13 protein-coding genes and 1 tRNA gene are annotated in these 17,899 nt (G+C 54.9%); 6 read left to right on the forward strand and 8 right to left on the reverse strand.

The window, feature by feature from the left end; all coding sequences use genetic code 11:
- Complete coding sequence (locus G0Q06_RS13505) at positions 1-2,205, reverse strand: AsmA family protein (RefSeq protein WP_163967053.1); 2,205 nt, start codon at positions 2,203-2,205, stop codon at positions 1-3.
- On the reverse strand, positions 2,202-2,564 hold the full coding sequence (locus G0Q06_RS13510; protein WP_163967055.1) for a DUF423 domain-containing protein: 363 nt from the start codon (positions 2,562-2,564) through the stop codon (positions 2,202-2,204). Before G0Q06_RS13510 ends, G0Q06_RS13505 begins: the two co-directional genes overlap by 4 nt.
- Positions 2,565-2,667: 103 nt before the next feature.
- Here G0Q06_RS13510 and G0Q06_RS13515 point away from each other — a divergent pair, with 103 nt between their 5' ends.
- A complete protein-coding gene (locus G0Q06_RS13515) occupies positions 2,668-3,051 on the forward strand; it encodes a hypothetical protein (protein WP_163967057.1) in 384 nt (127 codons plus the stop codon).
- Position 3,052: 1 nt separating this feature from the next.
- Here the strand turns inward: G0Q06_RS13515 and G0Q06_RS13520 are convergent, their stop codons facing one another.
- The 4 genes from G0Q06_RS13520 to G0Q06_RS13535 all read right to left on the reverse strand — a co-directional run bounded on the left by G0Q06_RS13520 (position 3,053) and on the right by G0Q06_RS13535 (position 7,742).
- Positions 3,053-3,727, reverse strand: coding sequence for a spermine/spermidine synthase domain-containing protein (locus G0Q06_RS13520; protein WP_163967059.1), 675 nt, complete (start codon positions 3,725-3,727; stop codon positions 3,053-3,055).
- Positions 3,728-3,818: 91 nt separating this feature from the next.
- Positions 3,819-4,304, reverse strand: coding sequence for a hypothetical protein (locus G0Q06_RS13525; protein ID WP_238710851.1), 486 nt, complete (start codon positions 4,302-4,304; stop codon positions 3,819-3,821).
- Positions 4,279-6,435 (reverse strand): catalase/peroxidase HPI, encoded by a 2,157-nt coding sequence (gene katG / locus G0Q06_RS13530; protein ID WP_163967406.1) that lies wholly within the window; start codon positions 6,433-6,435, stop codon positions 4,279-4,281. Before katG ends, G0Q06_RS13525 begins: the two co-directional genes overlap by 26 nt.
- 146 nt (positions 6,436-6,581) lie before the next feature.
- Positions 6,582-7,742, reverse strand: a complete 1,161-nt coding sequence (locus G0Q06_RS13535) for an adenylate kinase (RefSeq protein WP_163967060.1) — start codon at positions 7,740-7,742, stop codon at positions 6,582-6,584.
- A gap of 229 nt (positions 7,743-7,971) precedes the next feature.
- On the opposite strand from G0Q06_RS13535, the gene G0Q06_RS13540 reads away from it, so the two are divergent.
- Positions 7,972-9,186: a SpoIIE family protein phosphatase gene (locus G0Q06_RS13540; protein ID WP_163967062.1), complete on the forward strand. Its 1,215-nt coding sequence runs from the start codon at positions 7,972-7,974 to the stop codon at positions 9,184-9,186.
- Between the two features lie 185 nt (positions 9,187-9,371).
- Here G0Q06_RS13540 and G0Q06_RS13545 read toward each other — a convergent pair.
- Positions 9,372-9,445: transfer RNA gene (locus G0Q06_RS13545), tRNA-Cys, on the reverse strand.
- 120 nt (positions 9,446-9,565) lie between these two features.
- Between G0Q06_RS13545 and G0Q06_RS13550 the strand changes: the two genes are divergently transcribed.
- From G0Q06_RS13550 to G0Q06_RS13565, 4 genes are read left to right on the forward strand one after another with little or no spacing between them, the layout of a single operon-like run.
- Entirely contained in the window at positions 9,566-10,351 is a 786-nt protein-coding gene (locus G0Q06_RS13550) for a ParA family protein (protein ID WP_163967064.1), read from the forward strand.
- Positions 10,352-10,367: 16 nt separating this feature from the next.
- Positions 10,368-11,072 carry a ribonuclease III gene (gene rnc / locus G0Q06_RS13555; RefSeq protein WP_163967066.1) on the forward strand — a complete coding sequence of 235 codons (705 nt, stop codon included), beginning with the start codon at positions 10,368-10,370 and terminating at the stop codon, positions 11,070-11,072.
- A gap of 36 nt (positions 11,073-11,108) precedes the next feature.
- A complete protein-coding gene (gene mfd / locus G0Q06_RS13560) occupies positions 11,109-14,552 on the forward strand; it encodes a transcription-repair coupling factor (RefSeq protein ID WP_163967068.1) in 3,444 nt (1,147 codons plus the stop codon).
- On the forward strand, positions 14,549-15,541 hold the full coding sequence (locus G0Q06_RS13565) for a peptidylprolyl isomerase (protein WP_163967070.1): 993 nt from the start codon (positions 14,549-14,551) through the stop codon (positions 15,539-15,541). Before mfd ends, G0Q06_RS13565 begins: the two co-directional genes overlap by 4 nt.
- Positions 15,542-15,621: 80 nt before the next feature.
- On the opposite strand, the gene G0Q06_RS13570 is transcribed toward G0Q06_RS13565, so the two are convergent.
- A complete protein-coding gene (locus tag G0Q06_RS13570; RefSeq protein ID WP_163967072.1) occupies positions 15,622-17,874 on the reverse strand; it encodes an aminotransferase class I/II-fold pyridoxal phosphate-dependent enzyme in 2,253 nt (750 codons plus the stop codon).
- Positions 17,875-17,899 lie beyond the last annotated feature (25 nt).

The raw sequence follows: 17,899 nt of genomic DNA on the forward strand, positions 1-17,899 counted from the left end.
TTATTTCTTCGGTCCCAACAGGCCGGGAAGCAACTGTGAACCTGATTCCATAAGCAGGTTGATCAGCAGGGATTCCGGCTGGGCGAGCGAGCCCCGCAGTGGAAGCGGAGGGCCCGGGAAATAGCCCAAATCGTCCGGCTGATCTGACTTAAGTTGGTTTCCAGTCCTAAGCGCTTCCGCAAGCTTTCCCTTGGCAAAGAGATTGAAGCGCAAATCCATGGGGAGTTGCATCAAGGATGCGCCTTCCCGGTATTGCAGAATTCCCTCCCCGCGAATACGTGTCTCCCGGCTTACCAGATCCAACTCCCGGAGAAAGAGATTCAAGTTGTCTTCACGTCCAAAATGAAAACTCATTTGAGTAAAGGGGATTTCCTTCAGCTGATCAATGACCTCCTGGACCCAGCCCACCTTGTTGCTGCTTCCCCCGAGGGCTCCCAGCAGCCCGGAGATTCCAGTAGCAAGGGATGTTTTCTCGCCCAATGGACGAAATATTCCGCGGCTTGCGGAGCGAAGAATAAAATCTCCTGTCAGCTGATCTGCAAGAAAAGCGAGATTGGGGGCGCTTGATTGAAAGGTTCCCTTGGCGTCGAAGATTCCCTCAAGAATCACTGGACGCCTGCTGTTTGGAGCCTTCAAAAAAGGCGTTACATCCAAACCCTCTACCTTGAGGGCACCATTCAGGGCATACGGACGGGCAGGAGTAACAGGATTAAAACTCACAGTGGCAATTGCCTCCAATGGGGTTTGTCCAGTACGCCCGCCAAGTTGCATTTGAACGGACTTGCCGGCATCAATTGTCAGCGTCGAGACCATGTCCTCAAAGGAACTCTCCCCGATATGAAGGCGCTTGATCCGAACTGTCGCCTTGCCCTCGAAATTTGACCAAGGGGCAGTCGTATCCGCTGTCGTGTCGCGGGGCTCGGATGGTGCGGATTCCACACTGACGAATGATGCCTTCAGAGGCTCCCATTCTTCCGGATTCAACTCATCCAAATCGACCGTACAGTCAAAGCTCTGACGACCCTCACTCCCCGGCACAAAGTCGGCGGCAATTGTTCCGGTGGTCACTGTCTCTGGACCAACCAGGCGCAACTTGCTCCTCAGCTCGAGGGTTTCGGTGGTCATGCGGGCAACAAGGGCGGGCTCGATCTGCAAGGAAAGTGTCCGGCCGACATAATTGGCTGGGCGCAAATCCCGCACTTCAAGAAAACCATTTAACGTCGCCTCCTGCCCCTCAACAAATTGACCGCTCAAGCGGCAATCTAATTTACCGCTGTCCAAGGGCTGAGGGATGGGGACAATCGAGAGTCCGGACACGAGGGCGAGATCGGAAGTCAATTCAGCCGAATAGGCAACCAACCATGCATCTTCACCCGGGCGGGTTCCATTCGCTTTCAAATTCCCTTCAATGAGTTTTGTGCTTCCTTTACTCAGCTGCAGGGACTGCACCACTGCGGAAAACTCGGTTGAGTTGCCTGTGAATCGCGGTTCCATGCTTGCTTCCAGCCATTCGGTTGCCCGCTTCTCGAGCAGCCGAGCATTCAACTGCCCTTCGACTCGATCAAATATACCAGCTTCGCTCTGGTTCAGTGCGCCTGTCATGCGGAGCTCGGCTAATTGGAAGGCCGCCTCCGGACCGATCCCCTTGACATCAACATCCAAGCCCATTGCACCCGCATTGCCGGGACGAATGTTGTCCATCTTCAGGTTAAAACTCACTTCAAGGTCATTCGGCAAACTGACAAGGCCCTCGAGGCGCACCAGACCAATATCAACCGGAATTCCGCCAGCCGTGGTGCCGGGCGATTTTGTCCCTCTCGGAACAGTCTCGGCTTGAGGTGCCCCCAACCCGTTCAAGAGGGAGTTGCCACTGTCTGCCGCTACATCGAGATGAAATCCTTCCATCCGCAGCGAGTCGAGTTTGAGCCCTCCCCCGAAGAGTCCACCCAGGGAATACTTCGCATCCAAGGAGGCGAGATTCAGGCTTTCCGGGCCCGCGACAATCTTCAAACCGTGGATTTGCGCGCTTGAGAGGCGGATCTTCACTGTGTCCACCGAAGCGACAACCCCGGGCCGCGCCTCGAGAGTCTTGAGAAGAAGACTCTTTTGCAATCCCGGGCTATAAAGCAGAAGGAGTGCGAAACCAAGAAATACCACCACCGTCAGCGAGACAATGGCCAAAAGAATTTTTAAAAGAAGATTCATGATGCGGATTGTTTAGTGAATGCAAGACTGACCCATCCAGCGATCAGGAGTACCCCGCCAATGGGGGTAATCGCTCCCAGCCAGCCGATTTGAGTCAGGGAGAGAAGATACAGGCTACCGGAAAAAATACAGACTCCCGAAAAAAAGCCCAACCAGGGCAAAGGTCGCCAATCTGTACGGAGAACAAGAACCAGCATGACGACAACATGCAGAAGATGATAAAAGGCTGCCGTCTTCCAAGTCTCCAGACGGCCAGACTCCAGCAAATGACTTTCCAGCCCATGTGCCCCGAAGGCCCCAAGGGCAATTCCAAGAGCGCCAGTTAGAGCCGTGATCCTGAGGGCGAGTTGTTTGTCCATGTCCATGTTTACGAGTCATCCCAGTTAAACCCATCAACTATCGGATGGCAACTCCTGCTTTTGCATTGTCATTGCCCATGGGACAGGTGAATTTGAAGCATCCATGAAAAAGTCCACCAAGGTCGTCCTGTTTTCCCTGCTTGTCTTTCCGGGAACAGGACATTTCCTTTTGCGGCTCTGGTCGTGGGGAATCCTGTTCATGGTCGGGACGCTGATCCCGGTTATCTTTGTAGTGAAATATGCCTACAATCGGGCCAACAGCATCATGGATCGGATCATCAGCGGCGAAGTACCGCTGGATCCAGCGGCTATTCAAGTCCTGATCTATGAAAAGCCGACCGGGGACGACGCATTGCTACTTGGGATTGCCCATGTCGTCCTGCTCGTCTGCTGGATTGGTTCAGTGGCTCATTCCTATGTGAAGGCTGAGGCGGGCGGTACGCAAAATGCCCCACCTTTGCTGGATGAGAAAGTCACAGGCAACTGAATCAGGCACGGTCCGCTATATATAGCGTGTATGCGGGTCGCTTGGCACCGGCATGCACCTTGGCCGGAACAGCCTGCACGGAAAATTCCTGACGGGTCAGCCTCTCTTCAAAGGCTTTGTCCTGACTCGCTGACCAAAGCACTGCCCTGCCCTTGCGCTTCAATGCCCTGCGAATCGAGTGAGTGCCAGATGGTGAGTAAAGGGAGGCATTCGCCTTGACCACCATGGCCACGGGGCCGTTATCCACATCAAGAAGGATGACATCGTAAGTACCTGGATTCGCGCTGCGGATCACTCCCCCCACATCCTCGGTTCTCACCTCGACCCGCGGGTCTTCCAGCAACGACCCGTTTAAATCTTTCAGGAATTCACGATTCCAGGAAACCACATCGGGAAACAACTCAACCACTTCGATAATTGCCTTGCTGGAAACCGATCTCAGGACGCTTTGGAGCGTAAACCCAAGGCCAAGGCCTCCGATCAGGATCCGGGGAGCTCCATCTTTATCCAGATGTTCCACGCCCAATTCCCCCATCAGTGTCTCTGAGGCAGTTGCCCGGGAATGCATCAGTTCCTGACCGTTCAGGCTCATGGACCAGGCGCCATCATGCTCATAGAGAGCAAGTGTCCCTCCATCGGGTGTCGTGGCGGCGGCGAGCTTGATACGTGGTTTCATACCGGCAGGTGCTCAGCAAAGAGCGATGCTGACAACCTTAATCGTTATCAGTGAAAAGTGTGGATCCGGAATCGAAAGGGGCGCGAGCGACTCAATCATCCACGCAGGGATGAGCTGGATTACTGGCAAAGTAGGTCTCCAGTTTGGCTTCGGCCATTGCCCGCTCATCTGGTGTGAGTTGCTGATACTTGCGCTCGTAGCTCCATCCATATCCCCAGCGGTACCAGTTGTAGAAATAGGGACTGCCGCCAGCCCTTACCCCAAGATACATCAGCTCGGCAAGCTCGGTATTGCCTGTTTTCTCAAGGATACATTCCCGCAGGGCGATGTCGGCTGCGAGGCGTTCCTCCTTCGTGCCACCCATCCAGTAGGCGATGTCATGTTCAAAACAACAGTCGCACCAATCCTCTTCCGAGATCAATGACCGGTCGGGAAACAGCGAGCAACCATCACTGTGGAAGTCGGCAATCTGCCCGCCACTGGAGCACCCTGCCAGAACTGGCAGGAGCCCAAGTGCGAGCAGCCAAAGAGCAACCACGTTAAGAGGGCGATCAGGCCACATCAAACCGGTCCGCATTCATCACCTTTGTCCATGCCGCGACAAAGTCCTTCACAAACTTTTCCCGGGCATCGTCCTGGGCATACACTTCCGCGTATGATCGCAGAATTGAGTTGGAGCCAAAGACGAGGTCCACCCGGGTGGCTGTCCATTTGACCGAGTCTGATTTACGATCGCGGATTTCATACAGGTTTTCACCGGTTGGTTTCCACGTGTACGCCATGTCCGTCAGGTTGACGAAGAAGTCGTTTGTGAGCACACCTTCACGGTCCGTGAGGACCCCGTGCCTGGTGCCCCCGTGGTTTGTCCCGAGAACGCGCATTCCGCCAATGAGAACCGTCATTTCAGGCCCGGTCAGCCCCATGAGCTGCGCGCGATCGAGCATCAACTCCTCGGCACTGACTGCGTAATCCTTTTTGAGCCAGTTCCGGAAGCCGTCGTGAATCGGCTCAAGGACGTCGAAGGCCTCTACATCGGTCATCTCATCGGTGGCATCACCACGACCGGGTGTGAATGGCACGATCAGGTCAATGCCTGCCGCCTTGGCGGCCTGCTCAACACCGACATTCCCAGCAAGCACAATGACATCGGCCAAGCTGGCGCCTGCCTCGGCGGCAATGCCTTCAAGAACGGAAAGGACCTTGGCGAGCCGCTCGGGCTCATTGCCTTCCCAATCCTTCTGGGGGGCGAGGCGGATACGGGCCCCGTTTGCGCCACCGCGCAAGTCAGATCCCCGGAAGGTCCGTGCGCTGTCCCAGGCAGTTGTCACCATTTCGCTGATACCAAGACCGCTGGCCGCAATCTTCGTCTTGACGGCCTCAACATCGTAAGCGGTGGACCCTGCCGGAACCGGATCCTGCCAGATTAATTCTTCCTCGGGAGCATCCGGGCCGATATAGCGCGTCTTGGGACCCATGTCACGGTGCGTCAACTTGAACCATGCGCGGGCAAAGACTTCGGAAAAATAATCCGGGTCCTTGTGGAATTTCTCTGAGATTTTACGGTACTCCGGATCCTTGATCATGGCCATGTCAGCATCCGTCATGAGCGGATTGTAGCGGATTGACGGGTCTTCCACATCGACAGGTTTGTCCTCTTCCTCGATGTTGATGGGTTCCCACTGCCATGCTCCAGCCGGACTCTTCTTAAGCTCCCAATCGTATTTGAAAAGGAGATGGAAATAACCGTTGTCCCACTTGGTCGGATGGGTTGTCCAGGCTCCCTCGAGGCCGCTGGTGACCGTATCCCGGCCGACACCGCGCTTCGTCTTGTTGTTCCAGCCAAGGCCCTGTTCTTCCACATCGGCCGCCTCCGGTTCAGGACCAAGCAACTCAGCGTCCCCATTGCCATGGCATTTGCCGACTGTGTGACCGCCTGCGGTCAGGGCCACGGTCTCTTCGTCATTCATCGCCATGCGGGCAAAGGTTTCGCGCACCTGGGCCGCTGTCTTGAGCGGGTCAGGGTTGCCATTGACGCCCTGCGGGTTCACGTAGATCAGCCCCATCTGCACAGCAGCAAGGGGGTTTTCCATCGTGCTGGGATCGTCAACATTCTCGTAGCGCTCGTCGCTGGGAGCGAGCCACTCCTTTTCAGCACCCCAGTAAATATCCTTTTCCGGATGCCAGATGTCCGGTCGTCCATAGGCAAACCCGAATGTCTTCAGGCCCATGGAATCATAGGCGATGTTGCCCGCAAGGATCATCAGGTCGGCCCAGCTGATCTTGTTTCCGTACTTTTTCTTGATCGGCCAGAGAAGGCGGCGAGCCTTGTCCAGGTTGGCATTGTCGGGCCATGAATTCAGGGGGGCAAAGCGCTGATTTCCGGTGCCACCACCGCCACGACCATCGGAAGTCCGGTAGGATCCGGCGGCATGCCAGGCCATGCGGATCATGAGCCCGCCATAATGGCCCCAATCAGCCGGCCACCAGTCCTGGCTTTCTGTCATCAGGGCGTGCAGGTCTTTCTTGAGGGCGTTAAAGTCCAGCTTTTGCACCTCTTCCCGATAGTCAAAACCCTCGCCCATCGGGTCAGTCTTGGAATCGTGTTGATGAAGAATTTCCAGATTCAAGGAATTGGGCCACCAATCCATGCTTTTGTCGGCGGCGGTATTTCCCCCGTGCATGACCGGGCATTTGCCCGCGGATGCCATTGCTGTGTGGTCGACCGGGCACTTGCCCGCGTCTGGCTGCTCATGTTCTTTCATAACAGCCAAGTTAATGCACCTTGGCGGGATTATTCAACCCTTGTCAGCAATGAAAAGGCCGCCGAAATCCGCATAGACCGGAAATTGCGTCGCTAAAGCACGGGAGGCTCGATAATATCTGCGATCCGCTTGAAAACGACCTCGAACGAATCCATGCCATCCACTTTAAAAACCTCGTGCAGCTGGTTGTATTTCTCAATCACCGGGACGGTCTTGGTTTCATGCTCCTGCAAGCGCTTGACGATCTTCGCCGTGCTGCTGTCGTAGGGCATGCAGCGGTCCGTCTTGCTGCGCTCATCCAATCGCCGGATCAGCTCCAAGGTGGGCACTTCAATCTCAATAACCTTTGAGATGGTCGCATCATGCTTCCGCAGGAGACCTTCCAGAATGTACGACTGTACGAGCGTACGCGGGAACCCTTTAAAGATGAATCCCCTCACGCCCTTGGAATTCTCGAGCCGTTGCTCAATCAGCGGGACGACAATCTCATCCGTGACCAGCTTGCCGCTCTCGTAGAGCGCTTCAATTTTCTTGCCCAGTTCCGTTCCTTCCCGGATCTCCTTCTCAAGCATCGGTCCTGTGGCCACATACTCGAGGCCGAAGTGCTCGGCCAAGGCTCGCCCCTGTGATCCGCGTCCCGATCCGGGATGACCGAAAATGACCACATTGAACAAGCGCTTACGCTGTTCCTTACGCACAATTTCAAGGACGTCGCGATTTACTTCCTCAACCGAGCGGGAGGCATCCACTTGATAGCGAACACCCTTGTCCTTGTAAAACTGCAGGACCGGCAGGGTCTTCTCATGATATTCCTTCAGCCGGTTCCGGATGACGGCCTCATTGTCATCGCTTCGGCCGGATGTCTTGCCCCGGTTGACCAGACGTTCGATGGAAATCTTTTCCGAAACTTCAAGGTCAATCAGGCAAGTGAGGGAGGTGTTGAGCTTGATCATCAGCCCCTCGAGAATGTATGCCTGAATCGTTGTTCGCGGAAAGCCGTCGAAAAGGAATCCGTCTGCCTGCGAATTCTCCGCAATTGTCTTCTCGATGATCTGCACGATGATCTCGTCCGGCACCAACCCGCCCGAAGCGATGATCTCACGTGCCTGCTCTCCAAGCGCCGTTCCCTCAGTCAATTCCTTGCGCAGGAGTTCGCCTGTCGAGATATAGGTCAGATTGTACTTCTCAATCAGAAATTCAGACTGTGTGCCTTTACCGGCACCAGGAGGTCCAAAAAGGGCGATATTTAACATGTGGAGTATCGTTGTTTGTTTGAATTATAGATGGCTTGGTCCATTAGAAATTGCCAGCATCAAGCGTTTACAACTCCCTTTCAAGAGCAGATTGGGCTCATTTTGAATTGGAATTCGCCCGATTTGGTCATGTTAAGGAAATGCAACTCCCGGGCCGACCCACTCCCGTCCGCAAAAAAACGCTCTGGATTTGCCATGCATTCCAAATGAACTAGCTTTCGAACGCCAAATGAAAAAGCCGGCCAAAATCGAGCCCGACGGCAATTCCATGCTATTGCGCGCATCTGCCAAGCGCCTCTTTGAGAGCTTAATGGAACAGACAACCGATCGCATCTACATCAAAGATAAAAAAAGCCGTTTCATATCCTGCAGTCAGGCACTCGCTGATATGCACGGGTTTAAGAACCGACACGACCTTGAAGGGATGACGGACTTTGATCTCTTCACCAAGGAGCATGCCCAGCAGGCCTACGAGGACGAACAGGAAATCCTAAGGACGGAAAAACCGATCATTAACAAGATTGAGAAGGAGACTTGGGAGGACAAGCACATCACCTGGGTTTCATCGACCAAGGCCCCGCTTTATCTGAAATCTGGAAAACTCGCAGGCATTATCGGCATTTCGCGGGATGTCACAAACGAGAAGATCGCTCAGGAAAGACTCGCCAAGAGCGAGCAACGCTTGCGTGAACAAAACGAGGTCATGCGCTCTGATTACGAGAGTGCCCAGAACGTCCAGAGTGTGATGATCCCGGGTCGGGTTCCCCAAATCAAGCATCTCGAAATTGCCCACCTCTGGAAACCGATGACACTCGTTGGAGGCGATATCATCAATTTCCCGCGCAACCCAAGCAACCGCCTGCTCTTCTTTATGGGCGATGTCTGCGGTCATGGCGTGACGGCGGCTTTCTATACGGTCCTGATCAAATACCTCACCGCTCATAGTGCTGAAGTGTATAACGATGATCCGCGTGACTTCCTCGACTCCGTCAACAAAGGGATCACCGGTCGAATCAACAACGGCTTCGTGACAGGACTCGCAGGTCACTTCGAAGCGCGCCGGGAAGACGGTAGCCGCAACCTCATCGTGTCGCATGCGGGACACCGACAAGTGCTTGTCTATCGGAAGGAAAATTACTCTGTCGAACTGATCGATCTGCCCAACAGCACTGTCATGGGCATCCCCGGCACCACCGCCTCCAAAGCAAACACAATCGATCTTCATATTGGTGATCGGTTCTTTGCCTTCACGGATGGAATCATCGAAGCCTCAGACCTTGAGGGGAACGAATTTGGCAACAAGCGCATGATGGACCGTATCAAGGCGCTCGCAGGAAAGCCGATCCAGGAAACGATCGATACCCTTTATGAAGAGGTTTCTGCATTTACCCAATCACCCAACCAGCAGGATGATATCACCATTCTGGCCTTTGAATTGACTTAGCGAAACCGCGTTATCGCTCAGTGCGGCTAACCCTCTGTAAACAAAACAACAGGCCAGAGGCCTGTTACACATCATGAACCATCAAAATAATACGCAGTCCCCACTTTTTGTTGTAGACCCCTTTTTTGTTGTAGACCCGGGATGGCTTGCCATCCGAAGCTCCGAACAAAGTGAGGAGCGAAGGATGGAGGCGCGGGTCGGAATCGAACCGACGGTAGAGGATTTGCAGTCCACGGCCTTACCACTTGGCTACCGCGCCCAAAGAAGATAGGAAAAATCAGCGATCTGAGGGAAAGGTCAACGGGAAATTTTAGAAAACCTGCCCTGAAGGCTGACTTTGTCGTTTACTTGAGTGCCATGGATTGGGCACACTCTGGGCATGTCGGCGACAGTATTTACAATTGCGAATCAAAAGGGCGGTGTGGGGAAGACCACGACCGCCATCAATCTGGCAGCGGGGTTGGCGGACCTGAAAATCCCCACCCTGCTCATTGACCTGGATCCGCAGGCCAATGCCACTTCCGGAATGGGGTATGAGAAAAGCCCGGGCGGAAGTGTGTATGGTCCCCTTCACGGTGAGGGTTCACTGGCTGAGAAAGTCATCGAGACGAAGCGGAAGAACCTCTTCCTGATCCCGTCCGAGGTCGATCTGGCGGCGTTGGAGATTGAACTGGGCCAGCAGGAAAACTATCTCATCCGGCTCAAGGAAATGCTTGAGCCTCTTCGCAACGAAGGCGAGTTCAAGGCCATCATCCTGGACTGCCCGCCTGCACTCGGGATGATCTCAATGAATGCCCTCGCTGCCGCCAATCACCTTTTGATCGCCCTGCAATGCGAGTATCTGGCCCTTGAGGGGCTTGGCCAAATCCTGAAGGTGGTGGAACAACTGCGGGAAGCGGAAATCAATCCGGAGCTGGATGTCGGCGGCATCCTGATGACCATGTTCGACGTCCGCACCAATCTCAGCCGTCAGGTCGTGAACGAGGTGCAGACCCATTTTCCCGAAAAGATTTTCAAGGCAGTCATCCCCCGCTCCATCCGCCTTGGCGAGGCCCCCAGTTACGGGCAGACCATCTATGATTACGACGGGCTTTCCGCAAGCGCCCTCGCCTATCGTGAGCTCTCCAAGGAAGTCGCCAAGCGATTTGACCTGAAAAGGAAATAGGGACAGGCTCTTTCCAATGGCTGAAGCACTTGCAGGCGCTACCGCATTGGAAGAGCGGATGAAATACCAGTTCACGGACAAGGACTTGCTCCGCCGCGCGCTGACTCACCCGTCCTATGGACAGGAGGATCGTAAAAGTGAGCATAACCAGCGTCTGGAGTTCCTCGGGGATGCCGTTCTGGGACTGGTTGTCGCTGAACGACTCTTTGCGGAATTGCCCCAGGAGCGGGAAGGTGCCTTGACCCGCTTCCGCTCGATGCTCGTCAAGGGCAACCAGCTCTGTCAACTCGCACGGGAACTGGATCTGGGAAGCTATCTTCGACTTGGCGATGCGGAGGAAGCACAGGGCGGGCGCGACCGGGATTCCATTCTGGAGGATGCCTTTGAAGCGGTCGTCGGGGCAATTTACCTTGATGGAGGGCTTGAGGCCACCCGCCAAGTCGCCCGGGAAATTTATGGCGAAATAGAGACTCGTCTTGACCGGCAAACGGAAAGCCACAATCCCAAAGGCCGATTACAGGAATTGCTCCAGCCGACTCTGGGCAATGAATCCATTGAGTACCGCTTGGTTGAGGAATCGGGTCCGGATCATCTCAAGCATTTCTCAGTCGAGGTCTGGATTGAAGGGACCTGCAAAGGTGAAGGATCGGGCCCTTCAAAGAAACTGGCTGAGGCCGCTGCCGCTTTGGATGCCCTCGAAAAAATGCCGGTCCAGAATTAACGGGCCCGGACTCCCACACTTTCTCATTTCTGATCGATGAAAGCATTCCGCATCCCGGCCGGCAAAAATGTGGGCCTGTATTCGGGCATTGTTCCATCCGCGATGCCACTCGCCCTGGCCGACCGGCTACTTGAGTCGAAGTCTCCGGTTTCCGTCATCCTGTGCCCCAGTGCCACCGAAACCCAGAGCTTGATCGGAACAGTTCCCCTGTTCACTGGGCTTGAAAAAAAAGCTTCCCGCCAATTTCACTTCGCACTCCTTCCAGCTCCCCCGCCTGTGGAAGATCCAGACGACCCACTTCCGGAACGCTTGAGGGAAGAGCTTGAATGCGACCGCCTCACAGCGCTGACAGAACTCTCAAACTTCCTCGATGGAACGGGCAAGAGTGAGCGTCTGGCCATTTTCACAACACCAGAGGGACTTTTCTCACCGGTTCCCATTCGCGATCAGCTCATACGGCTCGAGGTGCGCTTGCGGGCGGGAAAGGCAGTTGATTTCAAACAGCTCCGGGAACGGCTGGCCGGAGATATGGATTATGATTCTGAGGCAGTTTGTGAGCGCCCGGGTCAATTCGCCCTCCGTGGGGGCTTGATCGATGTATATCCGCTAAACGCAAGCGCACCCGTACGCCTCGACTTTTTCGGGGATGAGCTGGAATCAATCCGCAGCTTTGATCCAACGACACAACGATCCCTTGAAAAGCTGGAGGAGGTAACCATCGCCGCCCGCTCGGTTGGGGAAAGCCATACCTCGGAGCAGGCCCTGTTTGATTACTTCGGGAAATCGGTCCAATGGATTCTTTTGGAACCGGCCCGACTGGTTGAATCCGCGCCACAGAAGTTTTCCGTCTTCGAGCGGATTCGCGACCAACGGGCCACACTTGCCTCGCTGATCGATTTTCGTCATGACAAATCCGATACATGGATCGGCCTGCAGGAGCTGGAGACGGATCCACAATGTATCGATACGGCCACGACATTTACAACGCTTCCGTTTGAGTCGCTTGAACCCTACCGGCCACAACCCCTTGAGTCCACACTCGGACTGGAGCATCTCGAGGAGGAAACCCGGGCCCGGAAGGAGTTTTATTCACGTCTGCAGGAATGGCAGTCCGGGGACGGTGCCCGGATTATCGGACTCGCTTCTTCGGAAGGTAAAGTCCGTGAAATCCAAACCCTCCTCGGGCAGATGGATCACGCTTCCCTGAATGTCCAATTTCTTCCCGGGGATATTCCGGAGGGCTTCCTCATCCGGGGAGAAGCAAAGGATTCATTCCGCTGGATGGACAGGCCGAAAGGCAGCCCACTGGTAGTCGTCTCCGAAAGGGAATGGCTGGGGAGACATATTTCGAGGAAGCAGATCCACCGGCAGAGGCTCCTCCCGCACCGGACACGCGTCGATTCACTTCTCGATTTTGCCGACCTCGCCGACGGGGATTACCTTGTTCACCTGTCCCATGGCATATGCCGATACAGGGGACTGTCAAAGATGGAGGTTCGCGGCCGTGAAGAAGAGGTCATTTCAATTGAGTTCGCTGAAAATGTCACCTTGCACGTCCCGCTACACGACGCCCACCTGCTGACCCGTTACGTCGGCCTGACTCGATCCAACCCCAAACTGGGCAAGCTGGGGAGCAACCTCTGGGACAAGACCCGCGCCGCCGCGGAAAAAGCAACCATCGACTTTGCCTCGGACATGCTGCAGCTGCAGGCAACCCGCGCCCATGGACCGGGTAACGCCTTCAATCCGGATACCGACTGGCAACGCGCCTTCGAAAACGCGTTTCCCTACAAGGAAACAGAGGATCAGGCACAGGCCATTGAGGATACCAAGCTCGATATGGAACTGGCCAAGCCCATGGATCGACTGGTCTGCGGGGATGTTGGTTTTGGAAAGACTGAAGTGGCTATCCGGGCGGCCTTCAAGGCGGTGATGGATGGATACCAAGTCGCCATCATGGTACCCACGACAGTCCTTGCACAGCAACATTTCGAAACCTTCCGTGAGCGCTTTGCCGCCTACCCCATTTCAGTCGAGATGCTCAGCCGGTTCCGCAATGCCGCCCAACAAAAGGCGATTATTTCGGAAACGGCTAATGGGAAGATCGATCTCGTTGTCGGAACCCATCGCCTCCTGAGCAAGGATGTGCGATTTGCCAATCTTGGTCTTCTTGTCATCGACGAGGAGCACCGCTTCGGCGTTCGGCACAAGGAACGGCTGAAGCAATTCAAAACCGAAGTCGATGTGCTTTCAATGAGCGCCACACCCATTCCAAGGACACTCTACCTCGCCTTGATGGGGGCACGTGACCTGAGTGTCATCGAGACTCCGCCAGCCGACCGCCTGCCTATCGAGACACTCGTCCGCACTTACGACCCCGATCTCGTCAAGCGGGCCATCACCCGTGAGCTGGACCGGGGTGGCCAGGTCTTTTACCTGCACAACCGCGTCCAGACAATTGACTCCGTCGCCGCCCAGCTCAATGACCTTGTTCCGGGCGCTAAAATTGAAGTTGGCCACGGGCAAATGTCGGAATTGCAACTGGAGCGTGTGATGACCCAGTTTGTTGCCGGAAAAACCGACATTCTGGTCTGTACGACGATTATCGAAAACGGCCTCGATATCCCGAATTGCAACACGATCATCATCGAGGGGGCTGACCGCTTTGGATTATCCCAGCTCTACCAATTGCGCGGGCGCGTGGGGCGCTTCAAGCGGCAGGCCTACGCCTACCTCCTTCTTCACCGTCACGCACAGATGCTCGATCTGGCCCGCAAGCGCCTTTCAGCCATGCGCCAGCATAACCAGCTCGGGGCGGGATTTCGTATCGCCATGCGCGATCTGGAGCTCCGCGGGGCTGGAAACCTCCTGGGCCACCAGCAAAGCGGCCATATTGCCGGAGTCGGTTTTGACCTCTATTGCCAGTTGCTCCGGCAAAGTATCCAGCGCTTGAAAGGCGAAGAGGTCGCTGCCCGCATCCGCGCCAATGTCGCCCTCGACTTTATTTTGGAGGGACGATCCGGGGAGGCCTCTGCGCGCCGGTCCGAGACCGGATTTGGCGCACTTGTGGAGGAGGAAATCGCTGCTACCCGCATTGATCCGGTCTCCGCTTACCTGCCGGGTGAATACCTTCCGGAGACCCGGTTACGGATCGATTTCTACCGCCAGCTGGCAATGGCGGGCTCTCTGGAAACGGTTGATGAGATCGGCGAGGCATTACAGGACCGCTTTGGCAAGCATCCTCGACCGGTCAAACGCCTCCTGACGGTTTCCCGGATCCGCGTCCGCGCGGAAATGGCGCAGATCCGGTCAGTGGAAACGGAAGGCAATCGGCTGAAGTGCCTCCCAGCCCACGCCAGGAGTGGCCAGTACATCAAATTATCCGGTAGATTTCCCCGCTTGACCGGCAATACCGCAGACCTAAGGTTACGCGATATTGAACAATTCCTGACACGCCAGTGTCACAACACTAAACCATGAGATCTACACTGCTCACACGACTTTCCTTATTCTGCCTGGCTTTGATACCAGTCGGCTCCCTCATTTCCCAGACTGCCCATAATGTCTGGGATCCTCCCTTTAAGCAAGGGATCGCCGCGGAAGTCGAAAACACCATCATCACATTTGAGGAACTGCGCCGGGAAATGGCTCCGCTGATCCCCAGAATACGTGAATCCTCACGCTCACGGGCGGAATTCACCACCAGAATGGAAGAACTGTACTTTGAGGTCCTGCAAAACCTCATCGACCGCGTCCTCATTGTCGAGGAGTTCAAGGACAAGGAATTTAATATCCCTCAGACCTACGTCGAGAACGAGTACGACAGAATCCTCATCGAGGATTTCGAGAATGACCGTTCCCGCTTCCTCGAATACCTCCAAAGCCAAGGCAAGAATGTGCGGGAATTTCGCAATGACCTGCGCGAGCGCATTGTCGTGAGCATCATGCGAGCCGAAAAAAGAAAATCACAGTCACAGATTTCCCCTGAGCGCATCGAGCAATTCTACAACGAAAACAAGATCAATTTCTACGAAGAGGAAGCCGTCAAGTTGCGCATTATCATGTTGCGCCCGCTGGCGGATGAAAACCCGGATCAGATGCGGCAAACGATCGAAAACATCTATGCTGAGCTGAATGATGGGGCGGATTTCTCCGAAGTTGCCCAGAAGTACAGTCAGGACTCACGCCGGGAGCGCGGTGGGGACTGGGGCTGGATTCAGAGACCCGACCTGAAGGATGAGCTCAGTGCGGTAGCCTTCCAATTGGACAAGAATGCCTACAGCAATCCGGTCAAACTTGGAGACCAGACCTTCATTCTCTTTGCTGAGGATAAGCGCGACGAGGGTATCCAACCAATAAATGAGGTGCGTGACCGCATTGAGGAGATCCTTGCCAGCCAACTCGCTCGCCAAGCCCAGGAACAGTGGCTTGAGCGCCTGCGCCGGGAAGCTTACATCCGTTATTATTAATTTCGGAGGCAGGTCCTTGGGCAGCAATCCCGTAAACGCTGCAGGCTACCCTGATGGGAAGCTCCACCAACCGGAATTCCCTATCTCCCCTTGAGGGTTTCCCTGACAATCGAACAGACCTGTTCCAATTGTTCAGCCGTCAGGCTGGATCCACTCGGCAGGGAAAGAAATCGGCGATGGATATTATTACTGGCTTTGATGCCGAAGTAACGTAAATCCTGGTTCAGCGATTGTTGATGCATCGGCTTCCACATGGGAGAGGCTTCAATTCGATGCGTGCGAAGATCGGCAACAATTTCTTCAGCGTGGCCGCTACTGTTCACGCCGAGGCAGCTCAACCAGTAGTTGTTCCGACCATAATCCGGCTCGGGCATCATGGTGACCTCCGGCATTCCTGAAAAGGCCTCCTTGTATTTTTGGAATAGTCCCGCCTTGCGGGCAAGGCGCTGATCGAGTGTCTCAAGCTGTCCAAGACCAATGGCCGCGGATATGTTGGAAAGTTTGTAATTATAACCCAGTGTATTGTGTTCGTAACCGATCTGTCCGGCGACCTTACCTTGGTTGGCCCAACTGCGAGCTGCTTGCCGCCGTTGAGGATCCTTGATGTAAAGTGCCCCTCCTCCGCTCGTAGTGAGGACTTTGTTGCCGTTGAATGAGAAAGCTGCAGCCGCCCCGAATGAACCAACCGATTGATCCCCAATCCGGCTCCCAAAGGCACCGGCACAATCCTCGAGAACGGGAACCCCTTCTTCGTCGGCGATTTCCATCAACTCCTTCATGGGAGCCGGCAAGCCAAAGGCATGGACAACCACCATGGCCCTGACCGTACGCCCCTCCGCTTTCAAGGTGCGGATGGCTTCGCGGGCTGAGTCTGGATCAATTGCCCAGTTGTCCTCACTCACATCCACCAGAACAGGTTCAGCTCCTAGGTAGCGCACAGGATTCACCGAGGCGATAAAGGTCAAATCCGGGCATATGACACAATCCCCCGGGCCGACACCCAAGGCTCGAAGCCCCAAATGAATTGCTGCCGTCCCGCTGTTCAAGGCGTGCAGCTCAGACAGCTGCAGGTAACTGGCTAACTTCTCCTCAAACTCGTTCACCTGCGGACCCACCGGAGCAATAAAATTACTATCCAAGGCCTTGATGACATTGAGTCGTTCGGCTTCGGTAAGTTCTGGCGGGCTCAGAAATATATCGAATGGCATTATGGAAACAGCTGAGGAAGATTGGGAAAGGGAATTGTCATCCCCCGCTCCCTTAACTGTCGAGACAGAACGACCTAATTGTGAATTTTTACGCAACCCGTAAGTCCAGGCAACCACGGCCAGCCAGACCCAAAGCAGGACACAAAGCTTGGCCCACAGGGGACCCCCCGTCCAGTAAAGCCCCACTCCAACCAGTGCTAAGAGCCCGTAAAAGACACTGGTAAACTGGTGTCCGGCATCCCTCGTGCCAAAAGTCCCGGCCAATATCTGGTAAACATGCGACCGATGGGCGTTGAATATAGACTCCCGGTGAATGACCCTTCGTCCAAAGGTCATTGAGGCATCGGCAATAAACGGCCAGACAAAGAACACGGAGGCCTCGAGGGCACGGTCAAACGGTAGCCCTACTGCTGTCGCACCAAAGGGAATCGCAGCAAAGTAGAACCCGAGAAAGGTGCTGCCGACGTCTCCCATGAAGATACTGGCTGGAGCCCAATTGAGAACAAGGAAACCCACCAGGCCTCCCAGAATGCCGAGCATAACCAGCTGTTGGACACCTGATGCCTGTGAAACCGCAGGATCAAAAAACCAGATACTGAGCCAACCACCGAGGGCGACAATCCCCTGAATGGCGGAAATACCGTCAATCCCATCCATGAAATTGTAGGAATTAGTGAGGCCGGTAATCCAGATAAAGAGCAGTAATGCGACAATCGGGACCGGAAGCAAAGTCCCTAGTAATGGCAACGGTGCCCCAACCCAGGCATTTCGCAGAAGTAGCATCAGGAGGATCGCGCAAACTCCATGACCGGCAAACCGTATCAAACGGGACAAATCAAAACAATCATCGAAGAACGACAACAGAGCCACGAGGACAGCCGGCAGGAGCATGCCCAGCCAGTAGACTGAATATCCCATGTTCCGGATCCCCACAAGCAGGAGAGTCACGACCAGGACCGGGAGGAGCAGGCCAATCCCACCAATGCGAGGCGTGGGCACATTGTGAAAACTGCGTTCGTTGGGCTGGTCAAATAGCTTGAATTTGCGGGCGTAGCCACGGGCCAACCAAACCCCCAAGGCCCCAAGGGCGACGGCAACAATAAACCATGTAAAATAGAAATTCATTCTTAGAAAATTAGGGGCTGCTGAT

The organism is Oceanipulchritudo coccoides, assembly GCF_010500615.1.
GTDB classification, from domain to species: Bacteria; Verrucomicrobiota; Verrucomicrobiia; order Opitutales; family Oceanipulchritudinaceae; genus Oceanipulchritudo; species Oceanipulchritudo coccoides.